Source organism: Paenibacillus sp. FSL R5-0517 (genome assembly GCF_037974355.1).
In the GTDB taxonomy this organism is placed as follows: domain Bacteria; phylum Bacillota; class Bacilli; order Paenibacillales; family Paenibacillaceae; genus Paenibacillus.
On the sequence record NZ_CP150235.1, the window covers coordinates 6108013 to 6131107 of the forward strand.

Consider the following 23095-nt stretch of genomic DNA (forward strand, 5'->3'; position numbering starts at 1 on the left):
GCAGAGATTGGGGTTCCTTCATGCTGTAACTGTTGTTGTACCATACACTCTAATTATTTCACCAATTGACCACGTGTAACGCCCAGTTGATTCGTTGCTTTGAGTGTTTTCCACACTTGTGTACCACTGATCTCGCCGCGCAATGCACGGTTGTACAGATCAATGACTTCGCGTACCTGCTCCGGTGTCTCTTCCAGGAATTCCACACGGTAGCGCGATACACCCAGATCCATAAAGTTGGTCAGATACTCGGCACCTGACTGCTCCACTGCATTGTATACCGTATTACGACAGCCTTCATCCACACGTACCGGGTGGGACATACCAATTCGGTCTTGCAGGGATGCACGTTGTTCCTCACAAGGACGTCCACAGTTCGTATAGTCCGTTCCCTCACTCATAAACGTACAATATACACAGTGCTCGGTGTGGAACATCGGCAAATGCTGATGGATAACCACTTCGGTCTGACTTGTACGGGAGTGGCCCAGCAAATCAACCATTTGTTGAATGTTCAGGTCATAGGATGGCGTAATCCAGTCACATCCGGCTTCCAGGAACAATTCAACGGCTTTGTGATTGGCGATGTTCAATGAGAAGTCGCCGATCAGCTCCGGGTGCGTTGCATCCGGGTTTTCCATCCGATGGCGAAGGTAGAAGTACAGTGCACCTGTATTACGTACCAATACTGCATCCGGCTTCAGACGCAGGATGTTGTTGTGATATCCGTTCTCCCCAGGCATGTGAATACGCGGTGTTGCCAGCGCGATCTTGCGACCAGCGGCATGCACAGCTTCCACGGCTGCCGGGAACTGCTTGATAAACTCGAAGTCGGCATAGATCATGCCGATACCCGCTTCGATCGCTGCCTCCACTTGTGGCAGGCTGCGACAGAGCGCGGTCAGCTCTGCTTGACCGCGAGCGACTGGCGATGCCGGTTTAACCGAATCACCGTACACATCGACCGCCCGTTTCACGTAGACAGGTGGTTTAGGACGTTCACCCGCAAGTTGTTCTACAGCCTGACGGCGAATGTTATTCAACTCGCGCATCGGGATGATGACATCACCGTGCAAGTTGACGTCCATTCCCTCCAACTGGAACACGGTGCCTCCCAGACGTCCGAACTGCTCTTCGAGCAATTCATGCGTCATTGGACGCTTCTGTGCAATGTCCAGTTCCATCTCGGAATCAATCCGGACAGTCGTACCTTTCTGCACGTCTGTCCACCAAGTGCTAAGCGGCTGACCTGGGCTGCCGATGACCTTCACCTTCACGGGGAATACACGGAACGGTTTCTCCGTCTCAAAGCTTTGACGCAGACGTTTGTCCAGCGCCGGGTCATTCGTTTTCCACACTTTGTCGCCAACTTTCACGCGGCGCAGATCCACGTCACTACGGCCTGGCACAACGTCAACGATCCAGCCCTCTTCGGCTTCGCCTTCGAGTTTTACACCTTTGCGACGCACATCGTATACCCGTCCGCCTTCTTCCTTCTTCGTTGGGTCTCCAGCGTCAAATACGATCCCGTCTCCACGTTTCACGGGTGCATCCAGCTTCAGGACCACACCATCGCGCAACACTTGATCTACACGACCAAGGTAGACACCACGGCTTTTCGGGAACGTTCCATCCACCAGTTCTTTGTTGTTCGTACCGCTCAGGAAACCATGCGTGAATCCACGGGAGAAGCTTTGCTGCAATTCGCGTACTTCTTCCTTGCTTGGCGGTGTGTTATCTCCATCAAAATAACGGTCAATCGCTTTACGATATTTACTTACCACGTTCGCTACGTATTCCGGCGTTTTGAGACGTCCTTCAATTTTGAAAGAAGTCACTCCTGCTTCGATCAGTTCCGGCATCAGATCAATCGCTGCCAGATCCTTCGGAGACAACAGATAGGCTACATCACCCATCGGCTTGTGCACTCCATCCACCATTAGATCGTATGGAAGACGACAAGCTTGTGCGCACTCCCCGCGGTTCGCCGAACGTCCTCCCCACATTTCGGAAGTCAGACATTGCCCCGAGTATGAGACACACAGCGCACCGTGAACAAATACTTCCATTGGAAGCTTCGCCTGTTCGCCGATTTTCTGGATCTGCTTCAGGTTGTTCTCCCGTCCCAGAACGACACGTTCCATATCAAACGGCTTCGTAAACTCGACCGCTTCCGGTGACGTAATCGTCATCTGTGTTGAACCGTGAATCGGGAAATCCGGCGAGATCTCGCGGATCATCTTCACCAGACCCAAATCCTGAACAATTACAGCGTCTACACCAGCATCGACACATGCATCAATCAGTTCTTTGGCATCCGTCAATTCATTTTCAAAAATCAATATATTAAAGGTCAAGAAACCTTTTACGCCATAACTGTGCAAAAACGCCATAATCTCCGGCAGCTCGTCCATGCGGAAATTGTTCGCCCGTGCCCGTGCATTAAACTTTTCGACTCCGAAGAAAATTGCATCTGCGCCATTGGCTACCGCCGAACGCATACAATCCCAGTCACCAGCAGGTGCCAGAAGTTCAACGTCTTCTCTTCGTATTGTTGCTGTTTTCATGTAGATCCTCCCCATAGCCGGCTATCCGCCGGATTTCATCCCTATATCCTTAAACGCCTGAACATACCAAGCTTAAAACTGCACCTTATCGGGTACACCTACATTGTCACGGTATTTACTATATCTATCTATTATGTCTGTATTGCCTGAACTCCAAGCTTACAGTCATTCATATTCACCAGATCAGCAGTCATAACTCCTGAACTAGTATAGTGTACCACTTCTGCACCGACTCTTCTACGTTTTCCTGAAAAAACCGTTTACCATTTTCATTTCCAGCACGACGAAAAACCGAAAGGTCTTTAGACCCTCCGGCTTCACTACAATTTTATTTAATAAAAGTAAATGAGTTCACTGCTTTTTCCAAGGCTGCCGCCTGAACTTCTGTCTTGTTGGCATCATTCAGGCCACTTGTGATCGTATAGGTCGTTCCGTCCTTTTCAAACACGATCTGGCGACCCGCATATGGCACGCCTTTGTCCAGCTCATGATACGTGAAGGAAAATGCAGGCACACCCGCAAACGTCAGTTCCTCACTGCGAAGCAGCTGAAAGTTTTTCCTCGTTTTGGTGGCTTCAGCGTAAGCTTCTCTCAGTTGACTGACCGTCATCTCGATCGACTTGTCTTCACTCGCCGCAATGGAGAATTCTCCGCCCGTGAAGGTGTACACCACAGGTGAATACTCAAAACGATCACTGTAAGGTGTCCAGTAACGCGGAATATCCACACTGTATTTATAACGTTTGGATGTACGCGTAAGTGTCTTCGTTTTGTCCGTCAAATACGGATCTTCATCCAGCTGACCGAAATTATCGGCAACCGTATCAAAATCAATCTCGACACTCTTCATAATCCGTTCAAACCATGCCCGATCTGCACTTTGCTCTTCCGGGAATGTATACTCTGCATAATATCGATACCCATTCTTCTGCAAAAGAACATCGAATTCGGTCTGCCAGCCGCCGCCAAAGTTATAACGGAATTCGTTCACCTCGGCAGTCTCTCCCGAGATATCCATCGTATATGAGCCAATTGGCTCATAACTCTCTGGTGTAAATGTCTCGCGCATCCACTTATCCAGTTGGCCGCTCCAGTCTTTGACCGTTGTACCTGCTTTCGCCGAAGTGACACGCCATTGCAGATATGCACCATCTTTGGCTTCATAGATCATCTGATTGTTGTCGATCGACCAGCCCGCAGGAATCTTCAATTCAATACCATAGTCATCATTCCATGCGGAGCGCATGCCGTTATCTACAGTGGAGAGATCCTTGATCGTTCGATCCGATTCCGCATAGGTTGGCTGGAATGAATTGAGCAGCGCTGCACGTTTGCCCAGATCCTTATAATTCAGGGCTTCGTAATCTGCGAGGTACACATCATATTGACGGCCCTCGTTCAGATACTGACGCATCTCCCACAACATGCCATCTACATCTTTCACAATGATGCGTGCATAAGGCGTTTTACCTTTCGACACCGCTTCACGATCCAGCACCGTATCTCCCGATTGTTTGGCCTCCTGGACAAGTTGCTGCAACAAATCATCCGCATCCAGAGCCACGTCCTGATCGCTGACGTACACCTCAAGATAATAACTGTTGTCCGCAGCGCCAAAAGTCATCATGCGCTCCTGCTCACCGGTCTGGAAAACCATAAGGTCTGCCGGATAGTTAATGGACCAGCCGTAAAAGCTGTTGCCAATTCTGGTTTTGCCTTCATCCGGATGAAGGCCGTCCTCATGGTCTACCGAATCATCGGTTTGCAACAGACGAATCACCATTTCTCCGGAACTGTTCGGAGCTAGCGTTGCTCCAATCCCGGCGGCAACCGGACGAAGTGGAACCATAAGTACGCCATTCACCATCTTCGGAGCGGCACCCATCTCATGCTTTACACCATCTACCCAGGCACTTGAACTGCCAATCGTTAGGGTAACCGTGTGCGGACCTTCCTTGATTTTGACAATATCATTTTTCTCCAGCCGGATTTCACTGCCAAATGCTTTTTTGAATACACCGACAGGTACCATCGTCACACCCTTGACCTTGTAAGGTTTGGCTATGGCCTGCTTATCACCGTTAATATAAGCTCTCGTGCTGCCCGCTTTGACCCGTAATTCACTTGTCGTCAGATCAGATGCCCATACAGGTAATGCCGCTCCAATGGTTAGCATCCCGGTTAATACACCTGTGCTTAGCACACGTATCCATGACTTTTTCATTCCGTTCTTTCGTCCTCTCTCCATCCGGGCTGATCGCCGGGCTTTATTGTTCTTCATCTGCAAGGAACGCTTCATCTTCCTCGTCTACGATGTCTGCGCGATCAGCAAGTACCAACGTGCGGGTGACGATATCGCCATCCGATTGCATCAATAGCTTTACCTTTTGCCCAGGCAGATACGTTTTAAGCAACTCATTGATATCTACTACGGAGGAGACACGTGTACCTGCCACACTATAGATGACGTCGCCCGCTTTGATTTTGGCTTTCTTTGCTCCAGGTGACAGTACACCCGTTATCGTCAAGGGATCATCTGTAGGCAGGCCCACAATCGCAGACCAGCTTTCTTCCAGCTGTAGACCCAGACTTGCACGTTTTATTTTGCCATATTTAAAAAACTGATCGATGATATATTGAACGGTATCCACCGGAATCGAAAATCCCAAACTTTCTACGCCGACCGCAGAAAATTTCATGGAATTGATACCAACGACTTCACCCTTCAGGTTGACCAGCGGTCCTCCGCTATTTCCCGGATTAATCGCCGTGTCGGTCTGAATCAAACGATAGGTTTCCTCAACACCACGATTCAAGCCGCTAATGACCCCTACCGTTGCCGAGTTGCGCAAGGAAAAGGAAATCGGCGTACCCAAGGCGATCACCGTTTCACCAACAGAGGTTTGTGAAGCTTTGGCGAAGCTCGCCGGTTGGAGTGATTTAGCATTGATTTTGATTAGCGCCAGATCACTGAGTGCATCACTGTATGTTTTCGTAATTTTGTATGTATTGCCATCCGTCGTTACGACCACAGGGTTTGTTAATCCATCCACCACATGGGCATTCGTTACGATCCATCCGTTGGATCGGATAATGACACCTGTACCATGCGCAAGATTATAGCGGTTGTCTGATGATGCACCTTCCTGCACTTCGGTAGATTTCCCAATAATGCCTACAACCGAAGGGGATACCTTTTCGATCACTTTGGGGATGGCTTCACTTCCCTTGTACGTGTACGTTCCTGATTTGGCATCATATTGTCCACTTCCACCAACTGCCTTAAGCAGATCCTTGGTGTTCACATAGACTTGACCGTCCACCACTTTCGCTTGCATTGCCGCTTTGGATTCAGCCGCACCGGCCGTTGCCGCTACACTAATCGAGAGTACAGCAGCCATCAGTATGGCTATTCCCTTTTTACCCAACACGCTCATATTCTCACCTGACCCTCTCTATACATCCTTCTTGCGCGACTCGACATCGGATTCATCGCTGAATCTATTTTCTCTTTCTCTCATCTGCAATTCCGGTATCCTTCAATGTATCATACAGAATCTGGATATACAATTGTTTTAAGTCCTATTTTAGTAGAGAAGATAGAATCTTGATCAATCGCTCGATATAAACGAAAAAAACACCCTCCATGTCTCCCGTGGAAAGTGTTCCTTCATACCTCTTTTAGAGGTTGTTCAATAAGTTCGCTTTTGATTACGAAGGAGGATGCCTAGTGGCATCATCAGCATCGAAGTTGAAATTCAGCCGAAATGTCCGTTGCTCACGTAGTTTGCCTACGCTCCGCTACTCCATTTCTAGCTTCATTCCATCTTCTCGGCACTGAAAACCGATCTTTTTGAACATGCACTAATCGCTTATATATCCTTCACTTCAGTGGCCTTTCTACTGAGCAAACCAACCGGTTATCATCGCATAATCCGTCATCAAAAATACAAGCAGACTGACTACTGCAAATCCGATCGCAAACAGATTCTTCTTCGGTGCCCGAAGAAGCCGAACGACTCCGATGAAAATCAGGATCGTAAATAAGATGACAAAAATATCAAATGCATTAAAATTCGATGTACTCGCCGTGGCAGCTTCTGCAAACAGCATGGATAGACAGACCTCCTTACCATAGTTGAACAGCTAACGCATACCCTAATATCTTCCTCTATGTTATCTGTACCCTGCTTGTAATGCAAGCCCTATCATCCATAAAAATGAAAAAAATCCAAATTGGCCGAATATTCCTGTAATGCTCGTCATAATGCATATGTAAACACTTTCACGCAATAACCTTAGAGCGAAGAAAAACTGTGCATCATTCCAATTTAAAAAGCCCTTCTTCCCGGAAGCAGAGCAAGTTAGATCGTAATCCAACGTCTCAACCATTTCGAAAAGAAGGGCCAATACTGTCATTCATATGGTTCTAACTACTGGTTAGAGAATCTTAGTCCACCAATTGCAGTGCTTTGCTCCGCTCGGTATCCCGTTCCAGAACTGGCTTCAAGTACTTGCCCGTATACGAAGCCTCCACTTTGATGATGTCCTCAGGGGTTCCCGTTGCAACAATGGTTCCTCCACCGCTACCGCCTTCCGGCCCCAGATCAACAACATAGTCTGCTGTTTTGATTACATCCAGGTTATGCTCAATCACCAAGACGGATTCACCTGAATCAACGAGACGGTGCAATACGTTGAGCAAACGGTCGATATCATCGACATGCAAACCGGTCGTCGGTTCATCGAGGATGTAGATGGTTTTCCCTGTACTGCGGCGATACAGCTCAGAAGCGAGCTTCACCCGCTGGGCTTCACCACCAGACAAGGTCGTTGCAGGTTGTCCCAGGTTGATATAACCGAGGCCAACATCCATCAGAGTCTGCATTTTACGATGGATCTTCGGAATGTTCTCGAAGAATTGGGTTGCATCTTCCACCGTCATTTCCAGCACATCGGAAATATTTCTGTTTTTGTATTTCACTTCAAGCGTTTCCCGATTGTATCGTTTGCCTTTGCAGACTTCACAAGGCACATAAACGTCCGGCAAGAAGTGCATCTCGATTTTGATAATACCGTCTCCACGGCAGGCTTCACAACGTCCACCTTTAATATTAAAGCTGAATCGGCCTTTCTTGTATCCACGTACCTTGGCTTCGTTCGTCTGGGCAAACAGATCCCGGATATCATCAAAGACGCCTGTATACGTAGCCGGGTTGGAACGTGGTGTCCGCCCGATTGGCGACTGGTCAATATCGATAACTTTATCAATATGTTCGAGACCACGAATTTCTTTATGCTGACCCGGACGTACCCGGGCACGGTTCAGATCACGGGCCAACGTTTTGTACAAAATCTCATTAATTAATGTGGATTTACCTGAGCCAGACACACCTGTTACCGCCGTAAATACACCTACCGGAATCTTCACGTTCAGATTCTTGAGGTTATTTTCTTTGGCTCCGCGCACTTCCAACCAACGGTCTCCTACACTACGGCGCTCTGTACGCACAGGAATGAACTTGCGACCACTCAGATATTGACCGGTTAAGGAGTTCTCATCGTTCATGATCTCCTCCGGTGTACCCTGTGACATAATGGTGCCTCCGTGGATACCTGCACCTGGCCCAATATCAATAATATAGTCCGCAGCCATCATCGTATCCTCATCATGTTCAACCACGATCAACGTGTTACCAATATCCCGCATATGCGCAAGCGTTGAGATCAGACGGTCATTATCCCGTTGATGCAAACCGATACTCGGCTCATCCAGAATATACAGTACACCCATCAGGCTGGAGCCAATCTGTGTAGCCAGTCTGATCCGCTGGGCTTCTCCACCAGACAAGGTTCCGGCAGCACGACTCAGTGTAAGGTAATCCAGACCAACATTCACCAGGAAGCCGAGACGGCTGTTGATTTCTTTTAAAATAAGCTTGGCAATCGTCCGCTCCTTCTCCGTCAAATCCAATGTTTCGAAGAATCGGCCAGCTTCACCAATGGACAAACTAGTCACATAGGCCATGTTGTGATCATTGATTGTAACTGCAAGGCTCTCGCGTTTAAGACGCTGACCTTTACACGTACCACAAGGCTTCGCACTCATGTAATTCTCAATAAATTCACGGATACCTTCCGATGCTGTATCACGGTAACGACGCTCCAGATTGTTCACGATACCTTCAAAGGTAACCAGTGCTTCCTTACGTTGTCCAAAATCGTTCTCATACCGGAAACGGATTTTCTCCGAACCCGTACCCTGCAGCAACTTGTTCATCTGCTCAGCGGGTAGATCTTCGACAGGTACATTTTGCGGAATGTTAAAGTGCTCACATACCGACTTCAGGAACTGCGGATAATAAGTGGATGTGCCACCTGTCCAGGCATCAAAAGCACCGTCTTCAATCGTCTTGCTGCGATCCGGTACGAGCAGATCAGGGTCAACGATCATTTTGACACCCAAACCATCACAATCCGGGCAAGCCCCGAAAGGACTGTTGAATGAGAACATCCGCGGCGCAAGTTCTTCAATACTGAACCCGCACACCGGGCAGGCAAAGTTGGAGCTAAAACGCAGCTCTTCTTCACCCATAATGTCCACCAGGAGTTGTCCACCGGACAAATTAAGTGCTGTTTCAATAGAGTCGGCCAGACGCGCCTGTACATCATCCTTAACAACGATCCGGTCAACAACAACTTCAATCGTATGCTTTTTATTTTTCTCCAATTGAATATCCTCTGACAGGTCACGCAATTCCCCGTTCACCCGCACACGGACAAAGCCCTGCTTGGACACATCGGCAAATACACTTTTGTGCTCACCCTTACGTCCCGAGATAATGGGTGCCAGTATTTGTAGCCGGGTACGCTCCGGGTATTGCATGATACGGTCAACCATTTGTTCTACGGTCTGGGAGCTGATTTCCACGCCATGGTCCGGACAGTGTGGATGGCCCACACGTGCAAATAACAGACGCAGGTAATCATAGATTTCCGTCACCGTTCCCACCGTGGAACGCGGGTTACGGCTTGTTGTTTTTTGATCTATTGAAATCGCAGGAGACAATCCTTCGATGGAATCCACATCCGGTTTCTCCATCTGTCCCAGAAACTGCCGTGCGTAAGCTGACAATGATTCGACATACCGTCGCTGTCCTTCTGCGTATATGGTGTCAAAAGCCAGCGAGGACTTGCCTGAGCCACTCAGGCCTGTCAATACAACAAAGCGGTCACGCGGGATGGTAATGTCGATATTTTTCAGGTTATGCGCTCGTGCGCCTTTAATGACAATGTTATCGCTCGCCAATAGTATTCATCCTCTCAAATTTACTATCCAAACCTTTTAAAAGGCTTTTCGATCCCTCCCAAACCCTCCCTTCCAAGGGAGGGCCCCAGAGGGCGCAGCCCTCTGGACACCCGAAACAAGCGGTGCAACGGTGAGGGGTCGGGTCTTGCTATGTGAAGGGTTGCCGTGTGCCCGCGGTTTCTGATAAGTTCCGGCCTATTGCCGGAACTTATCAGACCGCTCTACTGCGAGGGGACGCTCTCCGCTTCGCCTTGGTCGCGACAGGTCGCCATTGCCCTCGGCTCGGCTCCAAGGTCAAGACCGGGGCGCTCTCGGCTTCGCCACGTTCGCGGCAAGTCGCCATTGCCTTCGGCTCGGCTCCAAGGTCAAGAGCGGGACGCTCTCGGCTTCGCCTTGGTCGCGTCAGGTCGCCGTTGCCTTTGGCTCGGCTCCAAGGTCAAGAGCGAGACGCTCTCGGTTTCGCCTTGATCGCGTCAGGTCGCCGTTGCCTTTGGCTCGGCTCCAAGGTCAAGAGCGGGACCCTCTCGGCTTCGCCTTGGTCGCGGCATGGTCGCCATTGCCTCTGGCTCGGCTCCAAGGTCAATAACATGGTGCCTCTTGGCTATCAGGGGGACACGACTCCCAATTGCTTTCCTATAAACCTTTTAACCAATTTCAACATTTCTATCAGTATAGACCCGAATTCATGATTTCAACATCTCTTATTATCGGTAGATATCAACGATTTCCTTACTCAAGAAGAGAACGGCCAATTGGCCGTTCTCTTGTTACAGATCCATCTTTACTGGAGCATATGAATGAGCTATATCTTATTCAGCGCGAAGTTCCAGCAACGCATCACGAAGCTCGGCAGCACGCTCAAACTGCAGGTTTTTGGCTGCATCTTTCATCTCTACCTCTAGGCGCTGAATAAGCGCCTGGCGATCTTTCTTCGACATCTTCTCGGCAGCGCCTGTGAGATAGTCTTTCTTGGATTCGGCAACTTTGGTTGCCTCAATCACATCACGCACTTTTTTGCGAATCGTCTGTGGTGTAATTCCATGCTTCTCGTTGTACTCGATCTGGATTGCACGACGACGCTCGGTTTCCTTTATCGCCTTATCCATCGAATCGGTTACTTTATCACCGTATAGAATAACGCGACCCTCGCTGTTCCGCGCCGCACGACCAATCGTTTGAATCAGTGAGCGTTCGGAACGCAGGAATCCTTCCTTATCCGCATCCAAAATGGCTACCAGGGATACTTCGGGCAGATCGAGACCTTCCCGCAACAAGTTGATCCCGATCAGGACATGGAAAACGCCCAACCTTAAATCACGTAAAATGGCCATCCGTTCCAATGTTTTAATCTCAGAGTGCAGATAACGAACCTTGATTCCAACTTCCTTCAGATAATCTGTCAGGTCCTCGGACATCTTCTTCGTTAATGTTGTAATCAACACCCGTTCATCTTTGGCAATCCGGTCATTAATCTCACCAATCAAATCATCAATCTGTCCCTTGGTTGGACGCAGTTCAATAATTGGATCAAGCAATCCGGTTGGACGGATAATCTGTTGCACCATCGTATCGGTATGCTCAATCTCATACGGGCCCGGTGTTGCTGATACATAGATAATCTGATCCATTTTACCTTCAAACTCTTCGAATTTGAGCGGACGATTATCCAGCGCTGACGGCAGGCGGAAACCATGTTCAACCAATACTGTCTTCCGCGCTTGGTCACCATTATACATTGCACGGATCTGTGGCAGAGTCACGTGAGACTCATCGACCACGATCAACATGTCATCCGGGAAATAGTCCATCAATGTATATGGAGTATCGCCGCGTTCGCGGAAAGTCAGGGGACCGGAATAGTTCTCAATCCCCGAACAGAATCCGACTTCCTTCATCATCTCGATATCATACCGTGTGCGCTGCTCCAGTCGCTGAGCCTCCAGCAGTTTCCCCTGTTCACGCAACACTTCAAGCCGTTCCTCCAGTTCACGCTCAATGTTCACCAGCGCAACCTTCATCGTCTCTTCTTGCGTTACGAAGTGAGACGCCGGGAAGATGGCAATATGTTCACGTTCGCCAATCAGCTCTCCGGTCAACACATCAATCTCCGTAATTTTCTCGATCTCATCACCAAACAATTCAACACGAATTGCATGTTCACCCTTGGAAGCAGGGAAAATCTCAACAACATCCCCGCGAACACGGAACGTACCCCGTACAAAGTTAATATCGTTCCGCTGATACTGAATCTCTACCAGACGGGACAAAATCTGATTGCGCGGTTTCTCCATGCCTACCCGAAGTGACAGCAACATGCTTGAATACGAGTGCGGTGAACCCAAACCATAGATGCAAGAAACACTCGCTACAATGATGACGTCCCTACGCTCAAACAACGAACTTGTCGCTGCGTGCCGCAGTTTGTCGATCTCTTCATTAATACTTGAATCCTTCTCGATATAAGTATCGGAGGACGGGATATATGCTTCTGGCTGAAAATAATCGTAATAACTGACGAAATACTCAACCATATTATTCGGAAAGAAATCTTTAAACTCACTTGCAAGCTGCGCTGCCAACGTCTTGTTGTGTGCAATAATCAGCGTCGGACGTTGCAGTTGGGCTATCGTCTGGGCGATCGTAAACGTCTTACCTGTACCCGTTGCACCCAGCAGTGTCTGGTACCTCTTCCCCTCCTGAACCCCCTTCACCAATTCTTTAATGGCTGCAGGCTGATCACCTTGGGGAGAAAACTCTGACTCGATTTCGAACGTTTTGTCGCTCATTATAATATCGCTCATTGCCGTATCTCACCCTATCGTCTAAAATAATAGTCACTATATATTGTCGAAGTTCCCCGAATTTTCATATGGGAAAACTTATAGTAATAGGAATATTTGTTCCCTTTTAATTATACCTCGTTCGTTTTAGTGATGCAAACGTGAAATGAAGATAGGAGTGGGTTAATTTATGGATATTGCGACACTTATCGGTATTATTGCCGGAATTGCCGCAGTCATTAGCGGTTTTTTGTGGGAAGGTGGCCAGTTGTCCGGTCTTCTGCAAAAAACGGCTGCTTTAATTGTATTCGGTGGAACGATTGCTGCTGTGGTTGCCAGTTTCCCAGCGCATCGTCTTCGTACGATTCCAGCTGCCCTGCGTATGGCTTTTGGACGTCACAATAATGATTCAGGCTTGTGGGTTGAAGAATTGGTCGAGATGTCTTCGATCGCACGCCGCTCAGGTGTGCTTGCATTGGAACGCAAGGTTATGGATCATCCGCATCCATTTTTGCAAGACGGTATTCAGATGGTTGTCGATGGTACGGATCAGGATGTGGTTCGCCAGATCCTTGAGATGGAGATTGACTCTATTGAACAAAAACATGAGGGCTACGCCAAAATTTTCGAATCTGCTGGCGGTTATGCCCCAACCATGGGAATCATCGGAACCGTGATGGGACTTATTCAGGTCCTTGGCAGTTTGACCGATCCCACCGGACTCGGACCTGCTATTGCTGTTGCCTTTACCGCAACCCTGTATGGGGTCGCCAGTGCCAATCTTATCTTTTTGCCCATTGCCTCCAAAATCAAATCCAGAGGTGCTGACGAAGTGCAGACCATGGAAATGCTTCTTGAGGGTGTACTTGCCATTCAGAACGGTGAGAATCCCCAGCTTGTACGCAAAAGACTGGAGTCTTTCACCCTTACGCATCGTCAGCCTATACGCCCCCTAGCAAAGGAGGGATTGGATGAGTCGGCGCAGTAAACGGCGCGGAAAACGTGAAACAGTTGATCATCGGGATCGCTGGATGATAACTTATGCCGATCTCATAACCTTGCTTCTGATCTTTTTTGTCATCATGTACGCCATGAGCAATCTGGATTCCGGTAAATATGACGTCGTTACTCAGTCGTTACAAAATACATTCAATGCGTCCGACTCGATCCTTGAACTCGGTGAAGGACTCGGCGAGAAACCCGGAAAGACGATTACAGAGACTCCACCATCCGGAATTCAAGGGGAAGATTCTTCAAAAGGTGAAGGAAACCCTTCCGATTCCGGAACGGCAACTCCAGATGATGATGACAAGCCCCTCACAGAACGGGAAGAACAATTCAGATCACAGGAGCAGGAACTGCAAAATCTGTTCAATGTGATTACCCAATATATCGAGGATAATAAACTGGAAAATCAGATTTTTGTTGCGGACAAGCCACAGGGCCTATCCATTACACTTAGTGACCGCTTCCTGTTTGATCAGGGACAAGCCGCTCTGAAGGACGGTGCAGCACCAACGCTCAGTAAGCTTGCCAGCCTGTTCCGGGATCTAAATACCGTTGTCAGCATTGAAGGTCATACCGATAACGTTCCTGTCGGAGCAAACTCCGCTTATACCGATAACTGGCAGCTTTCCGGGGAACGCGCACTGTCTGTATTACGCTTTTTTCTGGATACAGAGAAACTTAACCCGGACGGATTCCAGTATGCCGGATATGCGGATACTCGCCCAACGGGTGACAACACCACAGCGGCCGGAAGACAAAAGAACCGTCGGGTCGAAATCACTGTCTTGCGTCAACTCCAACCCTAATCAGCAATATCTCACATAATGCATCACTTAACATTCTTATTTAAAACAAAAAGCACGTTCTTCTGAATCAAGTTCAGGCAGAACGTGCTTTTTTTATATCTTTTCCGGTTGACATTAGCTCTCCAAAACTCGTCTTGATCTTGATCTACACCTTATGCCTATGCCTCTACTCCTGGCTGGCTAGGGCGCAGAATCGCAGAGCCTACGGTCAGCAAAATAGCAGCCATGCCAAACAAAATTAATAGTGGCAGTGTGATATCCGACAGTGTACCACCAGCGGAGATCGTCTCCACTGCCTGAATCGCCCATTTCTGCGGAACAAAGTTGGCGAGCCTTTGCATATAGTCAGGCATGAACGAGATCGGCCAGAAACAACCGCCTATCATGCAGGTTGGCATAATGACAAGTGAATTCAGCATATTCGCATTTTTGGGATTACGGATTAATCCTGCCACGGTACTTGCGAGCCCCATCGAGACCAGCATGAATGCTGCCAAGATCAGGAAATGAATGCCAAAAGGAATACCGGCATCATAATGAATCAGCCACCTGCTGACTCCCAGTACGATCACAATCTGAATCATACCAATGACAAAGCTACCCAGGAAATTGCCAAGCGCAATCTCATATGCACGGACGGGTGCCGTATATACTCTGGCCATCGTACGTTTCCTGCGATCTTCCATGATCACAGCCACTGCACTGGTCAGCAGCCCCATCATAAACATGATTGTAAATCCAGTCACATTGTTCAGGCCTGGCTTGGGATAGATCTGCAGAGCGGTGACTTCACCAGCAACCTGATGCTTTCCTATTTCCTGTAAAAGTTGTTCAAATCGCTTCTGTACACTCGATAGTTTATCAGTCTCACTTGAGACAGGACCTGCCGCCACGATAACAGCTGAAGCAGACTGTTGCAATCCACTCGCCAAACCTTCAACTGCTGCTCGTAGCGTATAGGAACTTTCACTTATTCGCAGTTCCACCAGTTGAATTTCGGTTGCCTTGCCTTGTAACAGATCTTCCGTATACTGTGCCGGAATAATGATGCCAGAACTTCCATTTTGCTGAGCGATGGCTTCCTTCACTTCTGCTTCGTTAGTCATCGGCTTGAGCAGGTACTCCTCTTTGCCAGCAAGTTCTTGAATCATCCACGCACCTGCTGCCCCTCCATCCTCATTGACATAGGGAATAACAGCACGTGCACTCTGCTCGCTTCCAAAAAGAGCAACTGCTCCTGTTACCACCAGGCAAGGCAGAAGCAGAAACGTAATGAAGCCCATTTTACGGCCAAGTGTACGTCTAATCATCAACCAGGCGATGTGTAGACTATTCATACCGGTATCCTGCCCTTCTATAGATTAATCCTGAGATCAACAGTAATACAGCGCATACCACGCCTAACATCAGAATGCTATATACAATCTCGCCTACAGGTGCATCCAGCATCATTCTCAGAAAACTTTGGAGCGCCCAGTGGTTAACCGTAAGTTGGCTAAGCCGTTGTACAAAATCAATCGGAATGGGCATGAACCCACCGCTGATGAATGTCATGGCAACGATGATACCTTGGAGGGTTGCGCTGGCCGATGCCGTGGTTTTGCATATCAATGCCACGATCACGCCAAGGGTCATGGACGCCAATGTGATTCCTACACAAGTCAGCACAATATACCAAGGATGCGATCCCCAATCTACACCGTAGAACCAATACGTCATAAGGATAATCGTTGTTGCTTGCAAGAAAGCAAGCAGACTATTGCCTGCAATCTTGCCAGCGAAAATAACTCCATTACCTATCGGTGCAGCCTGAAGGCGGATCAATGTTCGGTTATCCCGCTCTCCAAATAGGCTACTACTGGTTGTCATACCCGAGTACAACATGAACATAGCCAGCATGGATGCGGCATAGTATTGAGAAGCGCTGTAGGCCGTGCCTGTTTTTCCGGGATTGATGACAGTTATGGAAGTGGAACTCTCCGCACCAGACTTCGAAGAAGAGGACATGGCAAGAATTACTTCCGGACCGAGCACCTTGGTCATCGCCATCTGTCGGTTCCATTCATCCGTAAAGCGTGTGAACAAGGTTTCACCCAATGTGTTAAGCGTGTTGTCCTTTCCTCGTATCCACTGTAACCTGGCCTCTTTCCCCATCATCACGTTTTCCTCAAAATCCGAAGGAATCATTACAGCAAAGTCGAGCTTATCGGTACGCAGCAAATGGACAGCCTCTTCTTCTGTCTTAAAGTTCTGCACCTTGATCATCCCTGCTACCGCCGGGGAATGAACGAATGTATCCAGCGCTTGATCAAGCGCATCTGATCCTCTGCCTGATTCCGAATTCAAATGGATGATTCCCACACGTACAGTATCTGGTATAACATCATCCGCTGTCCCCATTGTACTGGAAAGGGCCGTGCCCAATATAAAGATCAGTAACAATGGCAGTATGAAGAGGTTCAACACCACAGATCGAATCTTAAGAATACGTCTTAATTCAAAGATGCAAATATGCCATATATTCATCGCTTGTTCCCCCTAGTCTCGCAGCGTACGCCCGGTTAGATTGAGGAACAATGTTTCCAGATCAGGCTCTTCGACCTTGAGTGACTGAATGGTTATTTCATGTTTGCTGCAAATGAAGAGCATATCCTGAAGATCCTGCTGTGCCGAAGGCAGCGTAATGGTCAGTGTATTCTCTGAAACTTCTACCGATCGCACGCGAGGGTGAAGTTTCAATTCTTCCACGACATCGGTACCAATACCGGAAGTGGAGAGCACTACTTTTTCCTCCGATGCTACCCGTTCTCTCAGCTCTGCTTCCGTGCCACAGGCAATGATTCGCCCCTGATCCATAATCGCAACCCGGTGACTAATCGCCGCCACTTCCTCCATGTAATGACTTGTATATATAATCGTTGAACCCATCTTGTTGAGTGTGCGCACCGATTCAAGGATATGATTCCGAGATTGCGGATCAATGCCAACTGTCGGTTCATCCATGATAATTAGATCCGGGCGATGTGTGATCGCACATGCGATGTTTAACCTGCGTTTCATACCGCCAGAGAAGGTCGAGGGGGCATCCTTTGCTTTATCCTGCAACCCTACAAATTCAAGAGACTCCTGCACCCTTTCCTTAAGCAATTTTCCACGCAGTCCATACAGTCTGGCAAAAAAGGTCACATTCTCCGCAGCAGACATGGTTTCGTATAAAGCCAGATCCTGCGGAACCAGTCCGATCTTGCGCTTTACTTCAAGCGGTCGCTCCTTGACCGATATCCCATCTAATCTGATTTCACCCTGATCCATATTCAGGAGCCCGGCTATCATGCTGATGGTGGTACTTTTTCCTGCTCCATTGGGACCGAGCAATCCAAAAATTTCGCCTTTGCCAACACTAAGGTTCAAATGATCCACGGACAACCTGCTGCCGTATCGTTTCACAACATGATGCACTTCAAGTATCCCCATCAATTTTACGCTCCTCTTCCGTTTCGGCCTCTGCCGCTGGATTTCATATTTGTATTGTAACGGATCGCACTCTGTAGCGAAGGTACGAAAAGTCATGAATCGAAGGTGACTTAAGTCATCTCCTGCTTCGAATGCTGCTTATGGTATAATCAAGGGCGCATTACCGAGAGATTTTCTACTCCACTTTTTATATAAAGGATGTCACAACCCTATGCCGATGCGGTTTCTGCAATACGGATTAATTATCGTTCCAGCCGTACTGTACATGTTGATGTTCCCCTTGGACAACGAAGCTGTCTACACCCTGTATATCATCATCGCGCTTGGACTCTCCGTGTGGAAAGATTTCAACCGTTCAAGTACACAGCAGTGGCTGTTGCTTTTGGCCGAAATACTCTGGAGCTGTTGGCTGATTGCATCGTATGGACCCATCCTGCTATTCCTCTCTCTATCCGTGCTCTACGTGTATATATACAGACTCGAGGGAAACCGGAGATGGTTGATGTTTGCCATTCAGCTTGTCGCAAGCAATGTCGCTTTGGGATGGTATTATTCTGTGCCACAGGCACCGCAACCAGGGTTAACGACACTAAATACAATCACCACCACATTATTCTCCGCAGAGGCAACAACGATGGTCCTTGGCAACCTGCTTCTGCTCATCACAGCGGCTCTCTCCTGGCAGGGATCAAGAACAGCGAGCAGCCGCGGACAACTGGAACAAGTCTATGACGAGCTCCGCAGTAAACATTACGAGCTTCAAGAAGCACGTGCACAGCTCCTGTTATTTACAAAGCAACTTGAAGGAGTAGCTCAGGCAGAGGAACGCACACGTATCTCCAGACAGCTTCATGATGATATCGGACATCGACTGATTCGCACCAAAATGATGTCGGAAGCCGCTCTGATGACTCTCCCCCGAGATCGGGAAAAAGGAACGGAAATGGTGAGACAGATTCGTGATCAATTGGCCACCAGTATGGATGATATGCGAAGTACACTTCACAAACTGCGACCGGATTCCTATGGTTCCAATGCCTATGCACTGGATCGTCTTCTGGAGGAAGTGGGCAGAGATACCGGGGTGAAGACACATTTTGAAGTTCAAGGCGCATCCCATGTGCTGTACCCCAGCATACAAATCGTTTTATACAAAAATGCCAAAGAAGCCGTAACGAATGCACTACGACACGGAAATGCCTCTTCTATCACATTGGAGTTGGTATTCGCGGATCAGGAAATCTGTATGAGCGTAAGTAATGATGGCAAAATTAATCCGCACTCGTCTAAGACAAGTGGCATAGGACAGGAAAGCATGTGTCTACGTACACAAATGGTGGGAGGAACCTTGGAGATTCAATCTGCTTTTCCGTATACCGTGATTACACGCATTCCAATAACGAACCAGATGGATCTACTCTGAAAAAAGGAAGTGAATGTGCTCATGTCCGAACGGAATGATGTGAACAACAAAAAGGATTCAGCCCAGCACCCACTTATTCGGCTGCTTCTCGCCGATGATGACTACTTCATCCGCGAAAGCCTTAAAGTGTTGCTTGGACTCGACTCTGGCATTCGCGTTACAGGTACGGCCTCAAATGGCCAGGAAGCGTTAGAATTGCTTGAAGCAGGCACACCTGCGGATGTGGTGTTGATGGATATTCGGATGCCGGAATGTGACGGAGTTGAAGGTACTGGGCTGATCAAGGCACGCTTTCCTGAAATTCAGGTGCTCATGCTGACTACGTTTGACGACGATGAGTATATCATTCAGGCATTACAGAATGGAGCAAGCGGTTATTTGCTTAAAAATGTGCCGCCTGAACGGATTATTCAAGGCATCAAGACCGTACATAACGGCGATATGTTAATCCATCCGGATATTGCCCGCAAGCTAACAGGCCTTCTTCGTCCTTCTCCAACTTCCCAGACACATCACCCAATCGAAGCCTATGGACTGACCCGTATGGAGCTGGCGGTTGCCGAGGCCATATCGGAGGGGTTGTCCAATAAGGAAATTGCCGCCAAACTGTTCCTCAGTGAAGGCACGGTCAAGAACTACGTCACCGATATTCTGGGCAAGCTGAACTTGCGTGATCGGACCCAAATCGCTATCTTCATGTTAAAAAAATAACAAAAAGGTATTTCCCTTGCCTGCGACGGCGCTCGGAAATACCTTTTTCATTGCTTGATGTATGCAACATACTTCATCACATATGTTAGTTACATCTCCACGGACCCTTTATCACTGGCCACAGGAGCTGGCGGTAATGCCAAGGGAGCTTCGTCCCTGTGTGGTTTTTTCAGACGGGCAAGCAACTTGAGGTTGATGATATGGAACAGCGTCAATGGACGCAACCGAATCGCCCAGACCTCGTGATTGTCAGGTGCCATAATGACCCCAAGCTGATGATGTTCCCCTTCATAGATTGCTCGCTGCATGAACTTGCTTTCTCCCTGGTGATTTCGTACCTCCAGCTTGCAAAAAGCCGGATTCATCCGCAGGGCGCGATGCAACTCTTCCGGTGAATGAACCAACTTGCCATTCACCTTGTACAATGTCTCTCCAGCTTCAATCCCCAGATCCGCAGCAGGACTCTCCGGAATAACAGCCAATACCTTCAACCCATGCTGCGGATGGACAAATACCGGGCTGCGGTTTTGCTCTTCAAATGCGCTATACCATACCAGAAATTCATGTCCAATAAATGCAATCAGCGCAGCAACCACCATAAGTGGAGACCACCATGCAGCAAGCAAACTGAACACGAGCAAGGTTGTCCCATATAACATCAACCGTTGGGACGAGATCTGCACCTTCCGTCCAGGAAGCATACTTTGCGTTATTTCACCAAATCCGAGCATGATGGGCAACGCAAACAGCATATAGCTCTGGCCGGCATTCATGAGTGGATTCCAAGCCAGTTCCGCGCCATTACCTGTGACTGGTACAAGAATCAGTAGGGGAATAGCCCAGAACTGTTGCAGTTGATATCCACCAACCAGTTTCCCGCGTTTTCCCTCGAAGAGAAGCGGTGATGCCATGGATACTCCCTGCATGCGTACCAACAGGGCTTCACCCATATGTAGAAGGGCCGTCAGGACAAGCAGTGCAGGCATATCCAAGGTACGTAACGTTTCCGTTATACTCCCTACCCAACCTGAAGGTTGCCAGCCTGAAGCCAGATTCAAACCAAATTGTAGCACACCCAGTAACCCGGCCGCGTAGGCAAAACACAGATACCGGATACGAAACAAGGATAGAATTAACGTTGCAGCCCATATGCATATCAGGCTTCCCAGTGTGAGATGTGCACCGAGGAATAGGGATACAATCGAGACGATGGTACCAATGAGTATGCCTCCCAGTACGGCACGAATCGTCTGTGTAATTGAGCTTTGCAAACGAACATGAAACAATTTACGCTCCTGCAGTAATTGACGATGATAGATGAGCGCAATCAGGATCACCGCAATATAATAAAACGGCTGAATAAACAACTGCAACACTGCTTCGCCTAATGTAGTTAACCACGGCCATACCCATTCCATCGTGGTTCTTCACCCCTCTCTTTCAGCCGGTTCAGAAAAAAAGAAGGCTGAAAATCAGCCTTCTTTATGGCTTCGACACAGCGGACGAAATATCCTTTGAGACATTTTCGATCGCGCGTTTCAGCTGTGCATCATATTGAGGATTGGCAATACGTTCAATCAGAGCCGCTTCCAGTGATTCAGCGGTTTTCTCGTCAATCTGGCCTGTGGCCTGAATGCCTTTTTGCTTCTGGAATGCCTTGACCGCTTCTTCAGTCTTCTGGTCGTAGTATCCATCCACACGATCCGGTTTGAAATCGAGTCCTCTCAGCATCGTCTGCGCACTTTTCACATCCGTGCTATTGCTGTCATATTTCAGTGGTAACTTCTCTTTATTAATCGGTGCCACCGAGAAATAATCCGGCTGGTCTACCGCAATATCCGGTTTGATTCCTTTTTCATGAATCCAGTCCCCGTTCGGCGTGAGCCATTTGGCAATGGTAATCTTCAGCAAGCTGCCGTCCCCCATTTGCTTGTCATAACTCGTCTGCACGGTTCCTTTACCAAAGGAATTTTCACCAATCAACTTCGCACCTGCTGACTGTTGTAATGCACCGGCCAAAATCTCCGACGCACTGGCACTGCCTTTGTTCATCAGGACTGTGACTGGATAAGCTTTGGCTGATCCATTGGATTTGCTTTGTTCCTTTTTGCCGTTCTTGTCTTCGACTTGCACAATAACCTTGCCTTTAGGAACAAACTGTTCAGCAATATCAATCACGACTTGCAATACACCGCCTGGGTCATTCCGTACGTCGATGACCAGACCTTTCATGTTCTGCTTCTCAAGCTTCGCCAACTCTTCCTTGAAGCGATCGCCTGTATTCAAAGAGAATTGAGTAATGGCAATGACGCCAATTCCGCCATCCTCCATGTGAGCATATACGGTCTCCAGATCTATGTCATCCCGCACAATAACAAACTCAATCAGTTCGGTAGATCCGGCACGTTTGACCTGTACCTTCGCTTCACTACCCTTAGGACCTCTGATTTTGTTGACAGCCTTGTTCAGTTCCAACCCTTGCAGGGATTCGCCGTTGACTGACATAATCATGTCTTTCGCACGAATACCCGCTTTTTCGGCAGGTGATCCTTTGATTGGGGAAACAACAACGACATTTCCATCCTGTGAGGATACCTCTGCGCCAATACCGGTAAATGAACCTTCGATCGACTCTTCAAACTGAGCAGCCGTTTCCTGCCCCATATAGTTGGAGTACGGATCACCAAGGGATTCCATCATGCCGTTGATCGCACCGTCAATCAATTTGGTCTGATCCACGTCTTTATAATAGTTGCTTGAGATCAAATCCATCGCGGTTTCAATCTTCTTCAAATCGTTCTTCTGCTGCGTACTGCCGGTTACACTGGCTAGCAAACCCTCGCCAGCTGTGGTCTGGTTCGCTATTCCCGGGTAAGTCATTAGTACCAAGGTTAGCAAACTACCACCCAGAAGACCCAAAATGACAAGCAGTAGCGCCGATCTTTTTTTCATCATCCGTTTGTCACCGCCTTTCGTTTTAAAGCGTGTCCGATTCCAATGTTGCTTGAACCCATTCC

Annotated in this window: 15 protein-coding genes; 4 read left to right on the forward strand and 11 right to left on the reverse strand. The window is 48.3% G+C overall.

Features of this window, described 5'->3' with window-relative positions; all coding sequences use genetic code 11:
- Positions 1 to 53 precede the first annotated feature (53 nt).
- From MKX40_RS27445 to uvrB, 6 genes are all read right to left on the reverse strand, one after another.
- The gene (locus MKX40_RS27445; RefSeq protein WP_124116478.1) at positions 54 to 2567 is read right to left on the reverse strand and encodes a U32 family peptidase; all 2514 of its coding nucleotides are present in this window, start codon (positions 2565 to 2567) and stop codon (positions 54 to 56) included.
- A 328-nt stretch (positions 2568 to 2895) separates the two neighbouring features.
- Positions 2896 to 4791 (reverse strand): stalk domain-containing protein, encoded by a 1896-nt coding sequence (locus MKX40_RS27450; RefSeq protein WP_339238059.1) that lies wholly within the window; start codon positions 4789 to 4791, stop codon positions 2896 to 2898.
- A gap of 43 nt (positions 4792 to 4834) precedes the next feature.
- A complete protein-coding gene (locus tag MKX40_RS27455; RefSeq protein WP_339238061.1) occupies positions 4835 to 6004 on the reverse strand; it encodes a trypsin-like peptidase domain-containing protein in 1170 nt (389 codons plus the stop codon).
- Positions 6005 to 6467: 463 nt separating this feature from the next.
- The gene (locus MKX40_RS27460; RefSeq protein WP_017692026.1) at positions 6468 to 6680 is read right to left on the reverse strand and encodes a hypothetical protein; all 213 of its coding nucleotides are present in this window, start codon (positions 6678 to 6680) and stop codon (positions 6468 to 6470) included.
- A 337-nt stretch (positions 6681 to 7017) separates the two neighbouring features.
- Positions 7018 to 9876 carry an excinuclease ABC subunit UvrA gene (gene uvrA / locus MKX40_RS27465; protein WP_339238063.1) on the reverse strand — a complete coding sequence of 953 codons (2859 nt, stop codon included), beginning with the start codon at positions 9874 to 9876 and terminating at the stop codon, positions 7018 to 7020.
- Positions 9877 to 10685: 809 nt separating this feature from the next.
- Positions 10686 to 12677, reverse strand: a complete 1992-nt coding sequence (gene uvrB, locus MKX40_RS27470) for an excinuclease ABC subunit UvrB (RefSeq protein ID WP_091013102.1) — start codon at positions 12675 to 12677, stop codon at positions 10686 to 10688.
- 169 nt (positions 12678 to 12846) lie between these two features.
- On the opposite strand from uvrB, the gene MKX40_RS27475 reads away from it, so the two are divergent.
- Positions 12847 to 13644 carry a flagellar motor protein gene (locus tag MKX40_RS27475; protein ID WP_339238065.1) on the forward strand — a complete coding sequence of 266 codons (798 nt, stop codon included), beginning with the start codon at positions 12847 to 12849 and terminating at the stop codon, positions 13642 to 13644.
- Positions 13628 to 14470: a flagellar motor protein MotB gene (locus tag MKX40_RS27480; RefSeq protein ID WP_339238066.1), complete on the forward strand. Its 843-nt coding sequence runs from the start codon at positions 13628 to 13630 to the stop codon at positions 14468 to 14470. The genes MKX40_RS27475 and MKX40_RS27480 overlap by 17 nt, the downstream gene beginning before the upstream one ends.
- Before the next feature lie 158 nt (positions 14471 to 14628).
- Here MKX40_RS27480 and MKX40_RS27485 read toward each other — a convergent pair whose 3' ends face one another.
- From MKX40_RS27485 to MKX40_RS27495, 3 genes are read right to left on the reverse strand one after another with little or no spacing between them, the layout of a single operon-like run.
- The gene (locus tag MKX40_RS27485; protein WP_339238068.1) at positions 14629 to 15807 is read right to left on the reverse strand and encodes an ABC transporter permease; all 1179 of its coding nucleotides are present in this window, start codon (positions 15805 to 15807) and stop codon (positions 14629 to 14631) included.
- Positions 15800 to 16996, reverse strand: coding sequence for an ABC transporter permease (locus MKX40_RS27490; RefSeq protein WP_339238070.1), 1197 nt, complete (start codon positions 16994 to 16996; stop codon positions 15800 to 15802). Before MKX40_RS27490 ends, MKX40_RS27485 begins: the two co-directional genes overlap by 8 nt.
- A 12-nt stretch (positions 16997 to 17008) precedes the next feature.
- Positions 17009 to 17944, reverse strand: coding sequence for an ABC transporter ATP-binding protein (locus tag MKX40_RS27495; RefSeq protein ID WP_339238072.1), 936 nt, complete (start codon positions 17942 to 17944; stop codon positions 17009 to 17011).
- A 211-nt stretch (positions 17945 to 18155) separates the two neighbouring features.
- Between MKX40_RS27495 and MKX40_RS27500 the strand changes: the two genes are divergently transcribed.
- Together MKX40_RS27500 and MKX40_RS27505 are read left to right on the forward strand one after the other, a co-directional pair.
- Entirely contained in the window at positions 18156 to 19367 is a 1212-nt protein-coding gene (locus tag MKX40_RS27500; RefSeq protein ID WP_339238074.1) for a sensor histidine kinase, read from the forward strand.
- A gap of 21 nt (positions 19368 to 19388) precedes the next feature.
- Positions 19389 to 20078 carry a response regulator transcription factor gene (locus MKX40_RS27505; RefSeq protein ID WP_339238076.1) on the forward strand — a complete coding sequence of 230 codons (690 nt, stop codon included), beginning with the start codon at positions 19389 to 19391 and terminating at the stop codon, positions 20076 to 20078.
- An 89-nt stretch (positions 20079 to 20167) separates the two neighbouring features.
- Here the strand turns inward: MKX40_RS27505 and MKX40_RS27510 are convergent, their stop codons facing one another.
- Both MKX40_RS27510 and MKX40_RS27515 read right to left on the reverse strand, forming a co-directional pair.
- Entirely contained in the window at positions 20168 to 21496 is a 1329-nt protein-coding gene (locus MKX40_RS27510; protein ID WP_339238078.1) for a PDZ domain-containing protein, read from the reverse strand.
- A 64-nt stretch (positions 21497 to 21560) separates the two neighbouring features.
- Entirely contained in the window at positions 21561 to 23033 is a 1473-nt protein-coding gene (locus MKX40_RS27515) for a S41 family peptidase (RefSeq protein ID WP_339238080.1), read from the reverse strand.
- Between the last annotated feature and the right edge of the window lie 62 nt (positions 23034 to 23095).

Coding starts and splice junctions, on each gene's coding strand:
- MKX40_RS27445 (WP_124116478.1), bottom strand. CDS start 2,567: ATGAAAACAGCAACAATACGAAGAGAAGACGTTGAACTTCTGGCACCT.
- MKX40_RS27450 (WP_339238059.1), bottom strand. CDS start 4,791: ATGAAAAAGTCATGGATACGTGTGCTAAGCACAGGTGTATTAACCGGG.
- MKX40_RS27455 (WP_339238061.1), bottom strand. CDS start 6,004: ATGAGCGTGTTGGGTAAAAAGGGAATAGCCATACTGATGGCTGCTGTA.
- MKX40_RS27460 (WP_017692026.1), bottom strand. CDS start 6,680: ATGCTGTTTGCAGAAGCTGCCACGGCGAGTACATCGAATTTTAATGCA.
- uvrB (WP_091013102.1), bottom strand. CDS start 12,677: ATGAGCGATATTATAATGAGCGACAAAACGTTCGAAATCGAGTCAGAG.
- MKX40_RS27475 (WP_339238065.1), top strand. CDS start 12,847: ATGGATATTGCGACACTTATCGGTATTATTGCCGGAATTGCCGCAGTC.
- MKX40_RS27480 (WP_339238066.1), top strand. CDS start 13,628: ATGAGTCGGCGCAGTAAACGGCGCGGAAAACGTGAAACAGTTGATCAT.
- MKX40_RS27485 (WP_339238068.1), bottom strand. CDS start 15,807: ATGAATAGTCTACACATCGCCTGGTTGATGATTAGACGTACACTTGGC.
- MKX40_RS27490 (WP_339238070.1), bottom strand. CDS start 16,996: ATGAATATATGGCATATTTGCATCTTTGAATTAAGACGTATTCTTAAG.
- MKX40_RS27495 (WP_339238072.1), bottom strand. CDS start 17,944: ATGGGGATACTTGAAGTGCATCATGTTGTGAAACGATACGGCAGCAGG.
- MKX40_RS27500 (WP_339238074.1), top strand. CDS start 18,156: ATGCCGATGCGGTTTCTGCAATACGGATTAATTATCGTTCCAGCCGTA.
- MKX40_RS27505 (WP_339238076.1), top strand. CDS start 19,389: ATGTCCGAACGGAATGATGTGAACAACAAAAAGGATTCAGCCCAGCAC.
- MKX40_RS27510 (WP_339238078.1), bottom strand. CDS start 21,496: ATGGAATGGGTATGGCCGTGGTTAACTACATTAGGCGAAGCAGTGTTG.
- MKX40_RS27515 (WP_339238080.1), bottom strand. CDS start 23,033: ATGATGAAAAAAAGATCGGCGCTACTGCTTGTCATTTTGGGTCTTCTG.